General features: G+C 68.2%; 18 protein-coding genes. 11 read left to right on the top strand and 7 right to left on the bottom strand.

Translation table 11 applies throughout. The features are described 5' to 3' along the window. Positions 1 to 4: 4 nt before the first annotated feature. Complete coding sequence (locus tag LPH33_RS00510) at positions 5 to 388, top strand: DUF5313 family protein (RefSeq protein WP_006553356.1); 384 nt, start codon at positions 5 to 7, stop codon at positions 386 to 388. A 47-nt stretch (positions 389 to 435) separates the two neighbouring features. After that, the gene (gene rraA / locus LPH33_RS00505; protein ID WP_016695034.1) at positions 436 to 924 is read left to right on the top strand and encodes a ribonuclease E activity regulator RraA; all 489 of its coding nucleotides are present in this window, start codon (positions 436 to 438) and stop codon (positions 922 to 924) included. 25 nt (positions 925 to 949) lie between these two features. Here rraA and LPH33_RS00500 read toward each other — a convergent pair whose 3' ends face one another. Continuing rightward, entirely contained in the window at positions 950 to 1,171 is a 222-nt protein-coding gene (locus tag LPH33_RS00500; protein WP_006553353.1) for an RNA-binding S4 domain-containing protein, read from the bottom strand. A gap of 28 nt (positions 1,172 to 1,199) precedes the next feature. On the opposite strand from LPH33_RS00500, the gene LPH33_RS00495 reads away from it, so the two are divergent. From LPH33_RS00495 to LPH33_RS00485, 3 genes are all read left to right on the top strand, one after another. Then, entirely contained in the window at positions 1,200 to 2,555 is a 1,356-nt protein-coding gene (locus LPH33_RS00495; RefSeq protein ID WP_229566711.1) for a cryptochrome/photolyase family protein, read from the top strand. 282 nt (positions 2,556 to 2,837) lie between these two features. After that, positions 2,838 to 4,202, top strand: a complete 1,365-nt coding sequence (locus LPH33_RS00490) for a TIGR01777 family oxidoreductase (RefSeq protein ID WP_060652353.1) — start codon at positions 2,838 to 2,840, stop codon at positions 4,200 to 4,202. After that, positions 4,199 to 5,662, top strand: coding sequence for an SDR family oxidoreductase (locus LPH33_RS00485; RefSeq protein ID WP_229566710.1), 1,464 nt, complete (start codon positions 4,199 to 4,201; stop codon positions 5,660 to 5,662). Before LPH33_RS00490 ends, LPH33_RS00485 begins: the two co-directional genes overlap by 4 nt. A gap of 48 nt (positions 5,663 to 5,710) precedes the next feature. Here the strand turns inward: LPH33_RS00485 and LPH33_RS00480 are convergent, their stop codons facing one another. The 4 genes from LPH33_RS00480 to LPH33_RS00465 all read right to left on the bottom strand — a co-directional run bounded on the left by LPH33_RS00480 (position 5,711) and on the right by LPH33_RS00465 (position 8,645). Then, positions 5,711 to 6,757, bottom strand: a complete 1,047-nt coding sequence (locus LPH33_RS00480; protein ID WP_071936289.1) for a DDE-type integrase/transposase/recombinase — start codon at positions 6,755 to 6,757, stop codon at positions 5,711 to 5,713. After that, positions 6,730 to 7,185 carry a hypothetical protein gene (locus LPH33_RS00475; protein WP_071936290.1) on the bottom strand — a complete coding sequence of 152 codons (456 nt, stop codon included), beginning with the start codon at positions 7,183 to 7,185 and terminating at the stop codon, positions 6,730 to 6,732. The genes LPH33_RS00480 and LPH33_RS00475 overlap by 28 nt, the downstream gene beginning before the upstream one ends. Before the next feature lie 172 nt (positions 7,186 to 7,357). Continuing rightward, entirely contained in the window at positions 7,358 to 7,948 is a 591-nt protein-coding gene (locus tag LPH33_RS00470) for a lipocalin family protein (protein WP_229566708.1), read from the bottom strand. Positions 7,949 to 7,976: 28 nt separating this feature from the next. Continuing rightward, a complete protein-coding gene (locus LPH33_RS00465) occupies positions 7,977 to 8,645 on the bottom strand; it encodes a fasciclin domain-containing protein (RefSeq protein ID WP_229566706.1) in 669 nt (222 codons plus the stop codon). A gap of 170 nt (positions 8,646 to 8,815) precedes the next feature. Here LPH33_RS00465 and LPH33_RS00460 point away from each other — a divergent pair, with 170 nt between their 5' ends. From LPH33_RS00460 to LPH33_RS00445, 4 genes are all read left to right on the top strand, one after another. Next, entirely contained in the window at positions 8,816 to 9,451 is a 636-nt protein-coding gene (locus LPH33_RS00460) for an alpha/beta hydrolase family protein (protein WP_229566704.1), read from the top strand. Then, on the top strand, positions 9,441 to 10,064 hold the full coding sequence (locus LPH33_RS00455) for a DUF1365 family protein (protein ID WP_229566702.1): 624 nt from the start codon (positions 9,441 to 9,443) through the stop codon (positions 10,062 to 10,064). The genes LPH33_RS00460 and LPH33_RS00455 overlap by 11 nt, the downstream gene beginning before the upstream one ends. 77 nt (positions 10,065 to 10,141) lie before the next feature. Next, positions 10,142 to 10,714, top strand: a complete 573-nt coding sequence (locus tag LPH33_RS00450) for a sigma-70 family RNA polymerase sigma factor (protein ID WP_024102602.1) — start codon at positions 10,142 to 10,144, stop codon at positions 10,712 to 10,714. Next, positions 10,707 to 11,525 (top strand): anti-sigma factor, encoded by an 819-nt coding sequence (locus tag LPH33_RS00445; RefSeq protein ID WP_229566700.1) that lies wholly within the window; start codon positions 10,707 to 10,709, stop codon positions 11,523 to 11,525. Before LPH33_RS00450 ends, LPH33_RS00445 begins: the two co-directional genes overlap by 8 nt. A 22-nt stretch (positions 11,526 to 11,547) precedes the next feature. On the opposite strand, the gene LPH33_RS00440 is transcribed toward LPH33_RS00445, so the two are convergent. After that, positions 11,548 to 12,324, bottom strand: a complete 777-nt coding sequence (locus LPH33_RS00440) for a putative protein N(5)-glutamine methyltransferase (RefSeq protein ID WP_229566698.1) — start codon at positions 12,322 to 12,324, stop codon at positions 11,548 to 11,550. 60 nt (positions 12,325 to 12,384) lie between these two features. Next, the gene (locus LPH33_RS00435; protein WP_229566696.1) at positions 12,385 to 12,885 is read right to left on the bottom strand and encodes a MarR family winged helix-turn-helix transcriptional regulator; all 501 of its coding nucleotides are present in this window, start codon (positions 12,883 to 12,885) and stop codon (positions 12,385 to 12,387) included. 46 nt (positions 12,886 to 12,931) lie between these two features. Between LPH33_RS00435 and LPH33_RS00430 the strand changes: the two genes are divergently transcribed. Both LPH33_RS00430 and lysX read left to right on the top strand, forming a co-directional pair. Beyond that, positions 12,932 to 15,046: an MMPL family transporter gene (locus LPH33_RS00430; RefSeq protein ID WP_229566694.1), complete on the top strand. Its 2,115-nt coding sequence runs from the start codon at positions 12,932 to 12,934 to the stop codon at positions 15,044 to 15,046. Between the two features lie 104 nt (positions 15,047 to 15,150). After that, on the top strand, positions 15,151 to 18,483 hold the full coding sequence (gene lysX / locus LPH33_RS00425; RefSeq protein WP_229566692.1) for a bifunctional lysylphosphatidylglycerol synthetase/lysine--tRNA ligase LysX: 3,333 nt from the start codon (positions 15,151 to 15,153) through the stop codon (positions 18,481 to 18,483). The last annotated feature ends 42 nt before the right edge of the window (positions 18,484 to 18,525 follow it).

Raw genomic sequence — 18,525 nt, 5'->3', positions numbered from 1 at the left:
TCTCATGATGAGTAGTGCACGACCGAATTTCCTGCAGCGGATCGGCTACATGTTCGGTCGCGCGCTACCGCCCGAGATGCGGGAGTGGGTACGCGACGACGTCCTCGGCCCCGGCGGAACACGCCGCTACCTGCTGCGATGGAACCTGCCGATCATCCCGCTGCTCCTGCTGTTCCTGCTGATCCCCGGGCCGGTGTGGATCCCGATCGCGATGATGCTGTTGCTGCTGCTGCCGTGGGTCTACTTCTCGGTGGCGTTGATGCCCATCTGGCAGCGGCACCGCCTCCAGCAGCACGGTCTCGATCCGGAACTGCTCAGCGCGAAGGCACGCGCCCGCGCCGCGCGCGAACGAGAGGACTACGAGCGCCGTTTCGGTCGCGCGTCCTGACCGGACCTCCCACAGTGCGGGGCAGCGTGTCCGCTTATCCTCGCACCATGAGTGACGCCCCTGCCTTCACAGCCACTGCAGACCTCGCTGACGAGATCGGCCCGGACATCCGCAGCTGCGACACGCAGTTCATCCAGTTCGGCGGCCGCACCGAGTTCGTCGGCCCCATCACCACCATCCGCTGCTTCCAGGACAACCTGCTCGTCAAGCAGACCCTCTCCGAGCCGGGCAACGGCGGCGTGCTCGTCGTCGACGGCGGTGGCAGCATCCACACCGCGCTCGTCGGCGACATCATCGCCGGTCGCGGTGTAGACAACGGCTGGGCCGGGGTCATCGTCAACGGCGCGGTCCGCGACTCCGCGATCCTGCGCACGCTCGACATCGGCATCAAGGCCCTCGGCACCAACCCGCGCAAGAGCACCCAGACCGGCTCCGGTGAGAAGAACGTGCCCGTCGAGATCGGCGGCGTGACGTTCAACCCGGGCGAGATCGTCTACAGCGACTCCGACGGCGTCGTCGTCCGCGCCGAGAACTGATCGGCCGAGCGCGCGGGTCGACCCGCTATTCGTGCGCGACCCGCGCGCTCGCCCCGGCGATCTCCACCACATCGCCCACCTTCAGCTGACGGCCGCGACGCACCTCCACCTCACCGTTGACCGACACCAGGCCGTCGGCGATCACTTCCTTGGCCTCCGCACCCGACTCGATGAGGCTTGCGAGCTTGAGGAACTGACCGAGTCGGATCGACTCGTCACGGATCGGTACATCGAATGCGTCGGACATGGCACCCATTGTCCCCGACACTGGATCCATGGCCCGCCCCAGCATCATCTGGTTCCGTCGTGATCTCCGACTGAACGATCTGCCCACCCTGCTCTCGGCCACCGAGGCCGCCGACGACGTCCTCGCCCTGTTCGTCCTCGACGACGCACTGCTCCGCCCGTCCGGGGCCCGCCGGCGCGACTTCCTCATGGGATGCCTGCGAGCCCTCGACCGGGATCTCGGCGGGCGCCTGCTCGTCGTCGAGGGAGACCCGGTGACACTGGTGCCGCAGGTCGCCGCCGAGTTCGATGCGACCGCGGTCCACATCAGCTCCGACCACGGCCCCTACGGCACGCGACGCGACCGGGCGGTCGCCGAGGCGCTCGGCGACGTCCCGTTGGTGACCACCGGCTCTCCTTACGCCGTCACGCCGGGCCGCGTGACGAAACCCGACGGCTCTGCATACAAGGTGTTCTCGGCCTTCCGCCGTGCCTGGAACGACCACGGATGGCACTCCCCCGCGGCGACCGGCCCGGACACCGCCGACTGGGTGGACCCGAGCGGCTGTTCCGCACGCGTGCCGATTCCCGAGGTCGGTGACGAACCCGCACCGCCCGCCGGTGAGGCGGCCGCACTGGAACGGTGGCGCGGATTCCTCGACGACGGTCTCGAGCGGTACGCCACCGATCGCGACCGGCCGGCCTTCGACGGCACGAGCGGCCTGTCGCCCTATCTGAAGTTCGGCTGCATCCATCCGCGGACCCTGCTGCACGACATGAGGAACCGGGCGGACAACGGGGCCGTCACCTTCCGCAGCGAACTGGCGTGGCGCGACTTCTACGCCGACGTCCTGTTCCAGCGGCCCGAGACCGCCCGGACCAACTACAACAGCGACTTCGATGCCATCACCTACGATTCCGGGCCCGACGCCGACGCCCTGTTCGCCGCGTGGTGCGAGGGCCGGACGGGATTCCCGATCGTCGACGCCGGGATGCGGCAGCTCCTCGCCGAGGGTGTCATGCACAACCGGGTGCGGATGATCGTCGCGTCGTTCCTGACGAAGGACCTGCACCTGCCGTGGTGGCGCGGGGCACGGCATTTCATGAAGCATCTGGTGGACGGCGACCTGGCGTCCAATCAACACAATTGGCAGTGGACGGCGGGCAGCGGCACCGACGCCGCTCCCTACTTCCGGGTGTTCAATCCGACCCGGCAGGGCGAGAAGTTCGATCCGACGGGTGAATACGTGCGCAGGTGGGTACCCGAACTGCGGAGCATCGACGGCGCTCGTGTGCACAGCCTGCCCGACGGCCCTCCGGACGGATATCCGGAACCGGTCGTCGATCACGCACACGAACGTCGCGTTGCCCTGGACAGATACGAGCGGATTCGCTCGGCCCGATGAAATGGACGGCGAAACGACCCATCCGGTCGTGGCGGTGCTCCGAACAACTTCCGGACGGACAACGCGTTCGCCGTACACCCAACGAAAGGACACCGCAATGCGCGCTCTCGTCGAAGCAGCTTTCATGGCCATCCACACCCCGCTCGTCGACGCATACACCTTCCTGATCAGCGTCCTTCCTGCTTGAGTGGTGACGGCGCCGGAGTCCGCTCCGGCGCCGTCACCACTGGGCGCTCCGGCGCCGTGACCACCGGGAGAACATCTGCACACGGGAGACAGGGCATGGGCATCGAATTCTCGAGCGTCGTCGACGCACCGCGTGACGAAGTGTACGACTGGCACTCCCGTCCCGGCGCCATCCTCCGCCTGATCCCACCCTGGCAACCGATGACCGTCGTCGCCGAGGCCGACTCCCTCGAATCCGGCACGGCCGTCCTCGGTCTCCCGGGCGGACTTCGCTGGATCTCCCGGCACAGACCCGACGATTACGATCCACCAGCACGTTTCGTCGACGAACTCTCGCACGACGGCCTGTGGTCGCGCCCCGCCACCGTCATAGGCTCGTGGCGCCACGAACACCGCTTCGACGTCGTCGACGAATTCCGTACCCGCGTCACCGATCGCGTCGACACGCCCGTACCGGGCCGTTTCCTCACCCAGACCTTCCGCTACCGGCACCGTCAGCTCGCCGACGATCTCGCGAGCCATCGCTGGTCGCACGCGCAGGGCATCCGGCCCGCGACGGTCGCGGTGACCGGATCGAGCGGACTCGTGGGCACCGCCCTGACTGCATTCCTGTCCACGGGTGGCTACCAGGTCGTCCGCCTGGTACGCCGGGAACCGCGACAGCCCGACGAACGTCGCTGGGACCCGCAGGATCCGGCACCCGACCTGTTCGAAGGCGTCGACGCCGTCGTCCACCTCGCGGGTGCGTCGATCGCGGGACGGTTCACCGACTCCCACAAGGCCGCGATTCGCGACAGCCGCATCGAACCGACACGCCGACTCGCCGAACTCGCCGCGACGACACCCAACGGTCCCGCGACCTTCGTCTCCGCGTCCGCGATCGGTCTCTACGGCTACGACCGGGGAGACACACCGCTCGACGAGAAGGCATCACGTGGAACGGGTTTTCTCGCCGATGTCGTCGCCGATTGGGAGGCCGCGGCACATCCCGCGGAGAAGAAGGGCCTGCGGGTCGTGCACGTGCGCACCGGCATCGTCCAGACACCCCGCGGCGGAACGCTGCAGTTGATGCGGCCGTTGTTCGCGAGCGGTCTCGGTGGCCGGATCGGCGACGGGCGACAGTGGTTCTCCTGGATCGACATCGACGACCTCCTCGAGGTCTACCACCGCGCCCTCACCGACCCCGGCCTGGCCGGACCGGTGAACGCCGTTGCACCGCAACCGGTGCGCAACGAGGAGTACACCCGGGTCCTGGCGTCGGTGCTGCACCGTCCCGCATTGCTGCCCGTCCCCGGTTTCGGCCCCCGTTTGTTGCTCGGCGACGAGGGTGCGCGGGAGGTCGCCCAGGCCGATCAGTTCGTCGTCCCGAAGGCACTGATCGACGTCGGGCACCGGTTCCGGCGTCCCGATCTCGAAGCGTCGCTGCGCCACCAACTCGGCCACATCCTGGAGGAGCCGTGAGCGGAAAGCGTGTCCTGGTCACCGGAGCGACCGGCTACATCGGTGGCCGGCTCGCTCCGCGCCTGCTCGAGGCGGGTTACCGGGTACGGGTGCTCGCGCGCAGCCCCGACAAACTGCGCGACGTGCCGTGGGCCGGCGACGTCGAGATCGTCCGCGGCGACCTCGACGACGCCGAATCGCTGCGCGAGGCGTGCCGCGACATCGAGGTCGTGTACTACCTGGTGCATTCGATGGGTGGCCGCGACGAATTCGTCGACGCGGAGAAGCGGGCCGCGCAGAACGTCGCCGACGCGGCACGCGACAACGGCGTCTCCCGCATCGTGTACCTCGGTGGGCTGCACCCGGAGTCGGGTGATCTCTCACCACACCTGTATTCACGCGCCCAGGTCGGACGCATCCTGACGGATTCCGGTGTTCCGACGCTCGTGCTGCAGGCCGGCGTCGTGATCGGTTCGGGTTCGGCATCGTTCGAGATGATCCGGCACCTGAGCAACCGGCTCCCCGTCATGACGACCCCGCGCTGGGTGAACAATCGGATCCAGCCCATCGCGGTGCGCGACGTCCTGCACTACCTGCTCGCCGCTGCCGATGCACCCCTCCCCCGCAGCGGCACCTACGACATCGGGGGGCCCGACGTGTTGCGGTACGGCGAGATGATGCAGCAGTACTCGGAGGTCGCCGGTCTGACGAAACGCCGGATCCTCGTCCTGCCCGTCCTCACCCCGAAGCTCGCAGGTCTGTGGATCGGTCTGGTCACGCCGATTCCTCCGCCTCTCGGTCGCGCGCTCCTCGAATCGCTGTCGACCGACGCGGTGATGCGCAACCACGACATCGACTCGGTCATCCCCCCACCGGAATCCGGCCTCACCGGCTACCGCGACGCCGTCCGGCTCGCCCTCGGCCGTATCGAACGGGGAGAGGTCGAGACGACGTGGACGAACGCGTCCCCCGTCGGCGCGCCCGCCGATCCGCTTCCGTCCGACCCGGACTGGGCCGGCGAGGTCGTCTTCACCGACGAGCGGTCACTCGAGTCGGATTCGTCCCAGGAGAAGGTTTTCGCCGTCGTCGAGAGCATCGGTGGCGAGAACGGTTGGTATTCCTTCCCGTTGGCGTGGACCATCCGCGGCTGGCTCGACCGCTTCGTCGGCGGTGTCGGACTCCACCGGGGTCGCCGCGACCCGAAGACCCTGCACACCGGTGACGCCCTGGACTTCTGGCGCGTCGAACGGATCGAGCGCCCGACGCTGCTGCGCCTGCGCGCGGAGATGCGGGCACCCGGCGGGGCGTGGCTCGAATGGCGAGTCGAGCCTCTGGAGTCGGGCCGGTCGCGCGTGCACCAGCGGGCGATCTTCTTCCCGCGCGGAGTCGCCGGCCGTCTCTACTGGTACGCGCTGGTTCCCTTCCACGGCATCATCTTCCGCGGGATGCTCGAGAACATCGCGGGTACCGCCGGCCGCTAGAGCGATCCGCTACACCTTTCGCTATCCGCTGCGGCAATTCGGTAGTTGTCAACCTGTCTGAGACAGGTGGTGGATGTTGATCCCTGTAGACCCGGGCAGTTCCGGCGCACGAGGCGCACGCCGGAACCGCTCGGGAAACTCCGCTGCATACTCATCGAGCATCTGCTGACGCAACCGCCGAACCGCAACAGCAGAACCGTCGAACACCGACGCCGGAGTATGCCGACCGAGCCCACTGTGCCGATGCTCGGTGGCATACCGATGCAGAAAACCCGCGGTCCACTCCCTGGCATGATCGATCGAATCGAACACCGGCGGGCAGGTCAGGTCGTACTTGACGGTCTTGAACAACGACTCCGAAAACGGATTGTCGTCACTGACCCGAGGACGGGAAAACGACGCGATCACCCCCCGCTCCTCGAGCAGATCGAGCAACACCGTCGACCGCATCGACGCCCCGTTGTCCGCATGCAACACTGACGGGCACCCGTGCTCGGCGATCGCCTCGGTGAACAACTTCACCGCACGCTCGCCGCTCTCATGGAACTCGATGCACCACGCGACCGGATACCGCGAGAACACATCGATCACCAGATACAACAGGTACCGGTCCTTCTTCCCGGGCCCCTTCAACTCGGTGATGTCCCACGACCACAGATCCCCGACCGCCCCGGCCCCGACCACCGGCCGGGCCCGGACAGGGCCGCCGCCCCCGCCGCCGCGGCGGCCACGCCGGTCCCCGACCAAGCTCGCCGCGCCGGCGACCCGATAGAACGTCCGCTCACTGCACGCCAGAACCCCTGCATCGAATGCACGCCAATAAACCTGAGCCACAGACAAATCCGCGTACTCGCCGGAGCACAGCACATCGCAGATCGTGTCACGTTCGCTCTCGCTGAGCGCGGCCGGCTGCCGACGCTTCGCCTGCGGCAGCGGGTCCCCGGCCGGCCGGTAATGCGTGTAGCCGCGACTGTGCCGGTAGTAACTGGCCCGAGGCAGTCCGAGCAGGGTGCAGGCCCGGGTCACCGGCATCGCCGCGTCCTGGTGCAATGTGGTGACCGTGGCGGTCAGGACAGCCTGTACCCCTCGAGCCATTGTTCGTACTCGGCCACGCTCATCAGCGCCGGTGGGATCGCAGGTGTCTCCGGCGCCGAGCTCTTGGTCACGTGCTCCAAGAGCTCGAATGCTTTTCCCAGGATCTGCTGGGCAGCTTCGGCCTGCTCGACCTTCTGACGCAGTTGCTGGTTTTCCTTGCGCAGCTGTGCCAGCTCCGCGCGCTCACGACTGTCCATGCGTCTACCCGGTTTCTCTGCGGCTGCCCTCATCGATGCGGTCCATTCTCCGCGGTCCCGGGCGGCGATCCAACGGTGGACCGTTCCGTAGGCGAGGTTGTTTTCACGCAGCAGTTTGGCACGGCTGCCGCGTTCGATGGCCGCGTCCCATTGCCGGAGGAACTCCGAGCGGTAGGCCATCGAGAACGAACGCATGCCTGTCGGTGTTCGGCCGACTTCGACGTCGATCATGATGCTTCCGTTTCCCCGCGTCCGTCCCTGAATGTGTCTCACGACCATCCTGGCAACCAACGAATTGCTGTAGTGGATGGCGAATTCGCGAGCGGATAGTCCAGAGACAGCGAATCGGGGTGGTGTGCGGATCTTCCTCGGGATCCGCACACCACCCCGATCGCCCCGAGAGTTACACGGTGCAGAGCGGTTTGATCTCCTGCAGTCCCTCGGTGGTGGGCGAGGTGAGCATCAGGCACGAGTTGTACCCGCTCGCCTCGACGACGTTCCGGATCTCGCGCCACGCGTCGTCGCTCACGACGGGCGAACGCGACAGCACGAATCCGGAGATGCGCGTCGGGTCACCGACAAATGCCCATGAGTAATCGTCCGCAAGATACGTGACGATGTAGTTGCTCGGGCCGTCGAGCGAATCCTGGAACGGCACACCGGGGAACGACACGTGCAGCGAGGCAGTGTCGTTCACGCGGGCGTTTCCGACGATCCCGCGACGATCCCCGGTGATCGTGGTGCACGAGTTCTCCACGCGCACATTGCGTTCGTCGAGCAATGTGTAGAACGCGGTCGTGTCGCGCACGCAATCGATGTTGTAGGGAGCAGGATTGGCGGCGAGCTGATACCACTGCCCCACATACCGATTCACGTCCAGCTCGGGAACCGGCGTGAGAGGCGCTGCGGCGGCGGGCGTGGCGAACAGGAGCGCGCCTGCGGCGGCGATGAACGCCGCCGCAAGCCCCCGAACGCCGTGTCGGGACCAACGCATATCTTCTACCTTTCCGTCGACCGGGTGGTTACTGGGGCTGGAGAACGCCGTCGATCAGGTACACGGTGGCGTTCTCGGTCTCGATACCGCCGCAGATGACGTTGGCGTCGTTGACCATCAGCATGTCGCCCTCACCGGAGACCTCGACGGTGCCGCCCTGAACGGTGGTCTGCGTACCGACGACATCGGCCGGGGCCAGCTCACCCGGAACCACGTGGTAGGTGAGAATATCGGTGAGCAGAGCCGAATCCGTCTGCAGTGTCTGGACCGTCTCGGGTGGCAGGGCCGCGAAGGCATCGTCGACCGGCGCGAAGACGGTGAACTCGCCACCGTTGAGCGTCTCGACCAGGTTGACGTCGGGGTTGAGCTGCCCGGAGACTGCCTGCGTGAGAGTGGTCAGGATCGGAACATTTCCGGCAGCTTCGGCGACAGGCTGGTTCGCGAGTTCCTCGACGGAGGAGGGCCCGCTCGGATTCGCGGCGACGTAGTCGGCACACCCCGGACCGACCGGACCGGCAGCAGGGGCCGCAGTTCCGGTTGCAGCCGTGGTGGTTTCCTGCATGGTCTCCTGGGTGGTCTCCATGGTGGTGGTGTCGGTGGTGTCCGTGCCCGAATCATCCGAACACGCCGCGACACCCAGCAGGGACATCGCACCGATTCCGACGGCGGCCAGGCTCTTACGCGCAGTGATGTTCATGACTGTGGTTCCCTTCGTAGGCCGTGACCGGAAACGGCCACGTCGATCAGGTGTGTCACCGGTCATTCGATTCTCGGGGCGGCGCGGATGGGTCGTGATCGAAAGAATTTTTTCCGGATCGGTATCCGCCCGGAACCCATCCGCATCGCGGTCCGCTCCGAATGCAGGTCATGGACAACGTCGAGGCTCCCCGACCGGCTCACGTACTCGTGCTGCCCGGTGGGCGTCCGGTCGGCACCACACCGCCCCGCCCGTGGCATATGTCGCAGATGCGCATGCGTCTGTTCGCCGACGCACTGCGCCTACGGCTGAGCAAGTACGACATCGCGGTCGATCTCGTCGACTACCGGTATCGCGGATGGAACGGCGATCACATGAGCCCGGTCCGCGACGGTCTGCGGGCGATCGAGTCGGTGACGCGGCGCCGTGGGGATGTCCGGCTCGGGCTGGTCGGGCACGCGATGGGCGCGCGGGCGATCGCACATCTCGCGGCCCAGCACGGCGTGGAGTCCCTCGTCGCCCTGGCGCCGTGGTGGCCGACCGACGACGCCGACCTGATCCCTGCGGGCCGGCACCTGCTGGTCGCGCACGGCACGGAGGACACCCGGACCGACCCTCGGATGGCCCAGAGCCAGGCGATGGCGGCGGGAGACCGGGGTGTGTACGCGCGGTGGCGGCCCCTGCCCGGAGCCGGACATTTCCTCCTCACCGACCCTCGGTGGTGGGCCGACACCACGGCCGATTTCCTCACGTGCACACTGTCGGGGAAACCGACCACGTGCCCCGGAGACGACCATGCATCCTGACCTTCCCCGCGCAGTCGCGATGATCGGCGACGACGTCGAGTTCCAGGGTGGCCTGGAGGCGGTCACGCCGGCGATCTACCGGACCTTCGTCCGCCACGCGCAGGGCTCGGCCGAGCGCCCCTCGCTCGAGTACCGCGGCTTCAGCTGGGTCATGGACGTCGACGAGACGACGCCCTCGTCCTGGTGGCTGCGCACGCTGATGCGGTTCGAGCCGTGGGACCATTTCGTCGCGAGCGATTCCGACACCTTCCGCGGCCGGGTCGAGGACCAGCTCGTGGCCGACGGGGTGCGGGTTCCGGGCGGGCGGATCACGGCGCTGCTGAACATCCGGCGTCTCGGTCTCGGATCGGATCCGCTGAACCTGTTCTGGTGCCACGATCCGAGCGGGTCCCTGACCTGCGTGGTCGCGGAGATCCATTCGCGCCGGAACGGACGGCACTGCTACACGCTGCGCTCGGACGAGATCGACATCATCACCCGGGCCGGAGACATGTTCGCGGTCTCGGTCGCGCTGCGGCGGCCCGGCGTCCCGGTGTTCACCGCGACCGTCAGCGGCGAACGACTGCCGGTCGATCTCGCGACGGTTCTCCGTGCTCGGATATGGATGGGGTGACGCTCGTGGTCGACACGGTTGCCTTGAGTGGAGGGAACGTCCCGGCTAGGCTTTCCTCCGATGAGCGGACTGAGCCGATGACCGGCGTCGGAGGCCATACCGATACCCTCGGCGAACTGCTCGGGCGGGTGGCCCGGCAAGACCCCACGGCGTTCGCCGAACTGTACGACGCGACGCGTTCCCGAGTCTTCGGCATGGTACTGCGGGTCCTGCGGGATCCCGGCTACAGCGAGGAGACCACCCAGGAGGTCTACCTCCAGGTGTGGAGGTCGGCCGACAAGTACGACCCGCGTCAGGGTTCCGCTCTGTCGTGGATCATCACGCTCGCCCATCGGCGCGCCGTCGACCGGGTCCGCAGCGAACAGTCCGGAGCCGACCGCGAGTCGCAGTACGGTTCGACGAACGTCGACGCGGCCTTCGACTCGGTGAGCGAGGAGGTCGCGCAGCGCGACGATCGCCGCCGGGTGAACGAATGTCTGGGTTCGCTCACCGAACTGCAGCGACGCTCGGTCGAGCTCGCCTACTACAGAGGCTTTACGTATACCGAAGTGGCAGAAGAACTTTCGTCCCCGTTGCCGACGGTCAAGTCGCGCATCCGGGACGGTCTGAAACGACTGAAGAATTGTCTGGGGGTGACTGTGGATGGCTGACGAGGCGAACGATTTCTCGCGCGATCTGCTCGACATGGCACCCGTCTTCGCATTGGATGCCGTCACGCCCGACGAGCGTCGGGAGCTCGCCGAGCGACTCGCGGAAGCAGACCCGGAGGTGGCCGAACGGTTCGACGCCGAGGTCCGCGAGGTCCACGAGACCCTCGCAGCGATGTCGGCCGGTACCGCGACCGAGCCGCCACCCGAACTCCGGGTGCGACTGCTCGATCTGGTCCACGCCGAACTCACCGCGAAGGCGCCCGCCGAGAAGACGCACACGGAACGACCCGGTGAGCCGGAGGCGACCGAGGCACCTCGGGCGGAGGACGATCACCTTCCCCCGCCCGTCTCCCTCGACGAGCGCCGCCAGGCCCGACGGCGGAACTTCCTGCTCGCCGCGGCAGCGGCCGTGATCGTCGCGATCGGCGGCGTCGTGGTGGCCGGTCAGTGGCAGACCACGTCCGAGCCGGGCACGAGCGAGCGGGTCTTCGCCGCCGAGGACGTACGGACCTCGTCGGGCGAGCTCGACGGTGGCGGCACCGCGACCGTGGTGTTCTCCAAGGAGGAGGACGCGGGCGTGCTGGTGATGAACAACGTCGCCCCGCCGGCCGAGGGCAGCGTCTACCAGATGTGGCTGGTCGGTCCCGAGGGCATGGAACCTGCGGGCACTATGACGCCCGACGACGTCGCGCCGTCGACGACCGCGGTGCTCGAGGACATCTCGGGTGCCACCGCGCTCGCCTTCAGCGTCGAACCGACGGGCGGATCGACCCAGCCGACCGCGATCTTCGCTCAGCTACCGCTCGACTGACATGTTCGCGGCAGCGAGCACGTCATCGGCGGGTGCCGATGACGACCGTCGCGTCGGCCTCCTCGGAACCCCGCGTATCGGCGTCGAGTCCGGCCCGGGTCATGAGGTCGCGCACGACGGGTGCCTGCGACGCGGCCGACTCGACGAGCAGCGACCCACCGTCGGTGAGCCACCGGCCCGCGCCGGCGACGAGCCGGCGATGGACGTCCAGTCCGTCGGGTCCGCCGTCCAGTGCGTGTCGCGGCTCGCTGCAGCGCGCCTCCCGCGGCATCGACCCGATCGACCCCGACGGCACGTAGGGCGCGTTGGCGACGAGCACGTCGACGCGGCCGCGCAGCGTGCCCGGCAGGGCGTCGAACAGGTCACCGTCGAACACCCGGTGGGGCGGCAGGTTCAGGCGGGCACACGCGGTGGCGACGGGATCGATGTCGCCCGCGTAGACCTCGCAGGCTTCGATGGCGGTGGCGAGCGCGGCACCGACGGCACCGCACCCGCAACACATGTCGACGATCACGGCGCCGGGCTGCGCGAGTTCGATCGCGCAGTCCACCAGGTACTCGGTGCGGCGACGGGGGACGAACACCCCCTCTCGCACCGCGATGCGCCTGCCGTGGAAGAAGACCTGTCCCAGTACGTGTTCGAGCGGTTCGCCGCCGACCCGCCGCGCGATGAGTCGCTCCAGATCCGAGGGTGTGGGAGCGGCCTCGACGAGCAGCTGCGCCTCCTCCTCGGCGAACACGCACCCGGCTGCTCGCAGTGCGGAGACGACGTCGGCGTGGGTCCGGGGGGCGGAGACCATGCGGCACCCTACCGCGAGCGCTCCGGACGGATCTTCTCGTTTTCCGGAGATGGTGGCAGCTCACATCCCGTGGACGGGTGGACTCTCCCGATCGTGGGTACTCCCGGGGCTGTCACGAGGAGTGCTGTGCGAACGAACGATTTCGAGCAGGAGCCGGCGCAGGGTAGCCGGGTCCGACACCGCGACCGGAGAATCACCGCCGGGCGCGTCGTCGCGTTCGAGTTCGATCACGCGCCGGTAGGCGTCCACGCCCGACGGCGTGATCTCCACCCGCATCCTCCGCTCGTCCTCCGGGTCGACCGCGCGCGTGACGAAACCGCCGCGGACGAGATGGTCGACGGTCCGGCTCATGGTCTGGTCGGTCACCCGGCACGCGCGCGCCATCTCCCGTTGCGACAGTGGCGCGTGGGCCACCGCGTGCAGTGCGATCACCCCCGCGTGGGTGAGCCCTCGTCGTCGCAAGGACTGCTCCCAGGCCTGCTCGACGAGCCGGGCCGCGGTGGACAGAAGACGTCCGGTCGGCCACTCGTCGAGGTCGTCTCCACCCCCATCGTTCAGCACGCTGAATAATCTAGTTCCGACACATTCGCTCACGCCAGGAGGAATCTTGAGCACTGCTACCGAGCCCCCACGCAGAACCAGCCGATGGCGGTGGCTCCTGCCCGCCCTGTTGCTCATCGCGTGGCTCGTGGCCGCCGGTGGCGGCGGCCCGTTCGCAGGCAAGCTCAGCGAGGTCGCCTCCAACGACGCGAGCACCTTCCTCCCGGCATCGGCCGAATCCACCCGCGCGGACGAGCTGTACGCGCAGTTCAACGAGAGCGAGTTCATCCCCGCGATCGTCGTCGCCGAACGCGACGGCGGGATCACCGGCGAGGACCTCGCCTTCCTGGCCACCGAATCGGCCGGACCGCCGCCGATCCCGTCCGAGGACGGCGCAGCGGCGCAGATGATCGTGCCGCTCGACGCCTCCGGGGAGGTCCAGGAGGCCGTCGAGGAACTCCGGACGGCCCTCGAAGGCGCACCGGACGGCCTGACCGTCTACGTCACCGGCCCCGCCGGGCAGGCCGCCGACCTGTCGTCGGCGTTCGGCGGCATCGACGGACTACTCCTGCTCGTCGCGGGCGGTGTCGTCCTCGTCATCCTCGTGGTGGTCTACCGCAGCCCGATCCTGCCGTTCGTCGTCATCATCTCGGCACTGTTCGCACTCGCCCTCGCGAGCCTGCTGGTCTACGTCCTCGCCGACGCCGGAGCGATCGCGCTCAACGGCCAGAGCCAGGGCATCATGTTCATCCTGGTGTTCGGTGCCGCCACCGACTACGCACTGCTGCTGGTCTCCCGGTACCGCGAGGAACTGCGACTGCAGCAGGACAAGTACGCCGCGATGCGCAGCGCGCTCCGCGGCTCGATCGAGCCGATCGCGGCGTCCGCCGGCACCGTCATCCTCGGTGTGCTGTGCCTGCTGCTGTCGGACCTGAACTCCAACCGCGGTCTCGGCCCGGTGGCCGCCATCGGCATCGCGACGTCGTTCCTCGCGTCGCTCACCTTCCTGCCCGCAGCGCTCGTGCTGCTCGGCCGCGTCGCGTTCTGGCCCACCCGCCCGGTCTACGACGCCAACGCCGACGCCGACGACATGCAGAAGTCCCACAAGGTGTGGGGCCGGGTGGCCGACTTCGTCGGGTCGAAGCCGCGTCCCATCTGGATCGTGTGCAGCCTCGTGCTCGTCGCATTCGCCCTGCTGGCACCGCAGTTCAAGGCCAGCGGTGTCGCGTCCTCGGATCTGTTCCTCCTGCAGACCGATTCGAAGTCCGGCCAGGAGGTGCTCGGTGAGCACTTCGACGCCGGCACCGGTTCGCCCAGCATCGTCGTCGCCCGCGAAGGCGCGCTCGAGGGTGTCGTCGACGCCACCGAGGGCGTGGAGGGCGTGACGACCGTCCAGCCCGTCCCCGGCCCCGACGGCGCACCGCGCGTGATCGACGGGCTGGTCGCGGTGCAGGCGACGCTGTCGGATCCCGCCGACTCCCTCGCCGCCGAGGAGACCGTCGAGCGCATCCGCGAGGCGGTGGGCTCCGTGCCCGACGCCGAGGCACTCGTCGGCGGACCCACGGCCGTCGACCTCGACACGAAGGACACCGCGACCCGCGACCGCACCGTCATCATCCCGGTCGTGACGCTCGTGGTGCTGCTGGTGCTCATCGCGCTGCTGCGGGCAATCGTCGCGCCGATCCTGCTGATGCTCACCGTGATCGTCTCGTTCGCGGCAACCCTCGGCATCTCGTCGCTGGTGTTCAACCACCTGTTCGGGTTCCCGGGCGCCGACCCGGTGGTGCCGCTGTTCGGGTTCGTCTTCCTCGTGGCGCTGGGTATCGACTACAACATCTTCCTCATGACCCGCGTCCGTGAGGAGACGAAGAAGGTCGGTACCCGTGCGGGCACCCTGCGGGCGCTGACCGTCACCGGTGGTGTCATCACGTCGGCCGGTGTGGTCCTCGCGGCCACCTTCTCCGCGCTCGCCGTGATCCCGCTGTTGTTCCTGGCGCAGATCGCGTTCATCGTCGCCTTCGGTGTCCTCCTCGACGCACTGCTCGTGCGGTCGCTGGTGGTGCCGGCCCTGACGATCGACATCGGCAAGAAGGTCTGGTGGCCGAGCAAGCTGGCGCGGACCGAACCGTCCGAGCCCGATGCCACCGAGAACGTCGCGACCGCGGGAGCACCCCGTTCGTGACAGGCGCATGAGCGGATGAGAACGGCCGCGGGACCGGGAATGTGATCCGGTCCCGCGGCCGTTCGTCCCACGGCTGCCGCGTTTGCCCGTTACCGTTCTATTCCATGTCTGCGGATTCCGCCGCTCCTGTCGAGCGCCCGCGTCCGGTGGAGGACGCCCCACCGCCCTCCCGGCCGTCGCTGACCGACCGCGTCGGTGGACGTCTGTCCGCCGTACCGCACGTCCTCGGCCTGATCCTGGGCATCTACGCGGTCGTGGTCGCATTGTGGTCGATCTCCCCGACCCTGCGCTACTGGATCCACGCCCCGCGCGAATATCTCGACGAGTACTACTTCGACGCTCCCGACACCAGCCTGTCGTTCGCTCTCGTCCTCGGCCTGCTCGCCGGTGCCGTCGCCGGCCGCAAACGCATCGCGTGGTGGATCCTGACGATCTACCTCGGCGGATTCACCATCACCAATCTCGTGATGAGCATCGTCGAGCGCGACCCGAACCACCTCGTCGCGTTGGTCGTCCACCTGCTGATCGTCGCCCTCCTGCTGCTGTCCTATCCCGAGTTCTACACGCGCGTGCGGCGCGGAAACGTCTGGGCCGCACTCGGTGTGCTCGTGGGTGGCCTGGCCGTCGCTACGCTGATCGGCTGGGGTCTTGTGGAGCTGTTCCCCGGCACCCTGCCCGCTCCCGACCGGTTCCTGTGGGCGCTCAACCGTGTCACCGCGCTGACCTTCATCGACAACGACCAGTTCGGTGGTCGCCCGAACGGGCTGGTCAACACGGTCCTCGGTCTGCTCGGCGCTCTCGCCGTGCTCGCGGCCGTCGTGGTGCTGTTCCGCTCGCAACGAGCGAGCAACGCGCTCACCGGCAGTGACGAATCGGCCATCCGCGGCCTGCTCGCCCACAGCGACGATTCGCTCGGCTACTTCGCGACGCGCCGCGACAAGGCCGTGGTATTCGCACCCAGCGGCAAGGCCGCGGTGACCTATCGCGTCGAACTCGGGGTGTGCCTCGCGAGCGGTGATCCGGTCGGCAACCCCGAGGCGTGGCCGCACGCCATCGACGAATGGCTCGATCTCGCCCGCGCCTACGGCTGGGCACCCGCGGTGATGGGGGCGAGCGAGGACGGCGCGACGGCCTATCACCGGGCGGGCCTGAACGCGCTGCAGCTCGGCGACGAGGCCGTCCTGCTCACCCGCGACTTCAGTCTCGCCGGACGGGACATGCGACCGGTGCGGCAGGCCGTCAACCGTGCCCGCAAACACGGTGTGACCGCACGGATCATGCGTCACCGCGAACTGTCGCCCATCGAGCTGTCGGCGGCGATCCAGCGCGCCGAGGCCTGGCGCGACACCGAGAACGAGCGCGGTTTCTCGATGGCCCTCGGCCGGCTCGGCGATCCGCTCGACGGCAACTGCCTGCTCGTCGAAGCGGTCGCGGACGGCAAGGTCGTCGCGATGCTCTCGCTCGTGCCGTGGGGATCGGACGGGGTGTCGCTCGACCTCATGCGCCGCGACCCGCAGGCCCCCAACGGAGTCGTCGAACTCATGGTCTCCGAGCTCGCCTCACGCGGCGCCGAATTCGACGTCGAACGGATCTCGTTGAACTTCGCGGTCTTCCGATCGGTCTTCGAGGAGGGCGCGCGGATCGGTGCCGGCCCGATCCTGCGGTTGTGGCGGTCGATCCTGCTGTTCTTCTCACGGTGGTGGCAGCTCGAGGCGCTGTACCGGTCCAACGTCAAGTACCACCCCGAGTGGGTGCCCCGCTTCCTGTGTTTCCGCGACAACCGGCTCATCCCGCGCGTCGCGCTCGCGTCGGCGATCGCCGAGGGTTTCCTCACCCTCCCGACCTTCGGTCGCCGGAACACCCAGCAGCACACGGGAACACACTCGGCGTTCCCCGAGGACCAGGTGGTCGCGGCGGAACTGCACGACGACGGCAGCGCACCCGGCGTCGAACTCGCCGACGGCACGCCGGCCGTCTCGCACGGACGTCGCCGCCCCGAGCAGGTCCAGGTGCGGATGAACACCCTGCAGCGGATCGTCGAGCACGGTGTCGATCCCTATCCGGTCGCGCATCCCCCGACCCACACGGCCGCCGAGGCCCGGGCCGCGAAGTCCGGCATCCCGGTGACCGTGGCGGGACGTCTGCTGCGAATCCGCAACTTCGGCGGTGTACTGTTCGCGGTGCTGCGCGACTGGTCGGGCGACATCCAGATCCTCGTCGACCGGCAACGGGTTGCCGGACAACGCTTCCTGTTCGACCTCGGTGACCTCGTCGAGGTGTCGGGCGAGGTGGGACGCAGCCGCACCGGCGAGATCTCGGTGCTCGCCGACTCGTGGCGCATCGACGGCAAGTGCCTGCACCCGCTGCCCGACAAGTACCACGGCCTCGTCGACCCGGAAGCCCGCGTGCGGCAACGCTATCTGCATCTCGCGATCGACCGCGGGGCACGCGACCACCTCGCGGCGCGCAGCGCGGTGGTGCGGTCGCTGCGCGACGAACTGCAGGCCCGCGGCTATCTCGAGGTGGAGACCCCGATCCTGCAGTCGGTGCACGGCGGCGCGAACGCCGCACCGTTCATCACACACATCAACGCCTACGACGCCGATCTGTACCTGCGGATCGCTCCCGAGCTGTACCTGAAACGGTTGTGCGTCGCGGGCATGGCGAAGGTCTTCGAGATCGGCCGGGTGTTCCGCAACGAGGGTGCGGATTTCAAGCACAACCCGGAGTTCACGATCCTCGAGGCGTACGAGGCGCACAGCGACTACGAGAAGATGCGGGTCGTCGCACGCGAGTTGATCCAGGCAGCGGCCCGCGCGGCACACGGACGCGAGATCATCCTGCGGCCCGGACCCGACGGCACCCCGGTCGAGATCGACATCTCCGGCGAGTGGCCCGTCAAGACCTTCCACGACGCGATCTCCGAGGCGCTCGGGACGTTCGTCGACGCGCAGACCCCCGTCGACGTCCTGCGACGCCTGTGCGACGAACACGAGATCCCCTACAACCCGGCCTGGGACGCCGGCGCCACCGCGCAGGAGATGTACGAGCACCTCGTCGAATCGAAGACAGAGTTCCCCACTTTCTACACCGACTTCCCGACCTCGGTGTCGCCGCTGACCCGGCCGCACCCCCGCAAGCCGGGTGTCGCGGCGAAGTGGGACCTGGTGGCCTGGGGTGTCGAGTTGGGGACCGCCTACAGCGAACTCACCGATCCCCTCGACCAGCGTGCCCGCCTCACCGAGCAGTCGCTGCTCGCCGCGGGCGGTGACGAGGAGGCGATGGAACTCGACGAGGACTTCCTCGAAGCACTCGAATACGCGATGCCTCCCACCGGCGGCCTCGGCATGGGCGTCGACCGGATCGTGATGCTCGTCCTCGGAGGGAGCATCCGCGAGTCGCTGGCGTTCCCGTTCACGAAGCCGCGACGCTCCTGACGGGTGGTTTCACGGCTCTTCGCACTTGGTAGGGGCGGGTGT

Origin of the sequence: Rhodococcus sp. RDE2 (assembly GCF_020885655.1) — a bacterium.
Lineage (GTDB): Bacteria > Actinomycetota > Actinomycetes > Mycobacteriales > Mycobacteriaceae > Rhodococcus > Rhodococcus pyridinivorans.
The sequence above is the reverse complement of the archived record's forward strand: the minus strand, read 5'-3'. Positions and strand labels throughout refer to the sequence as shown.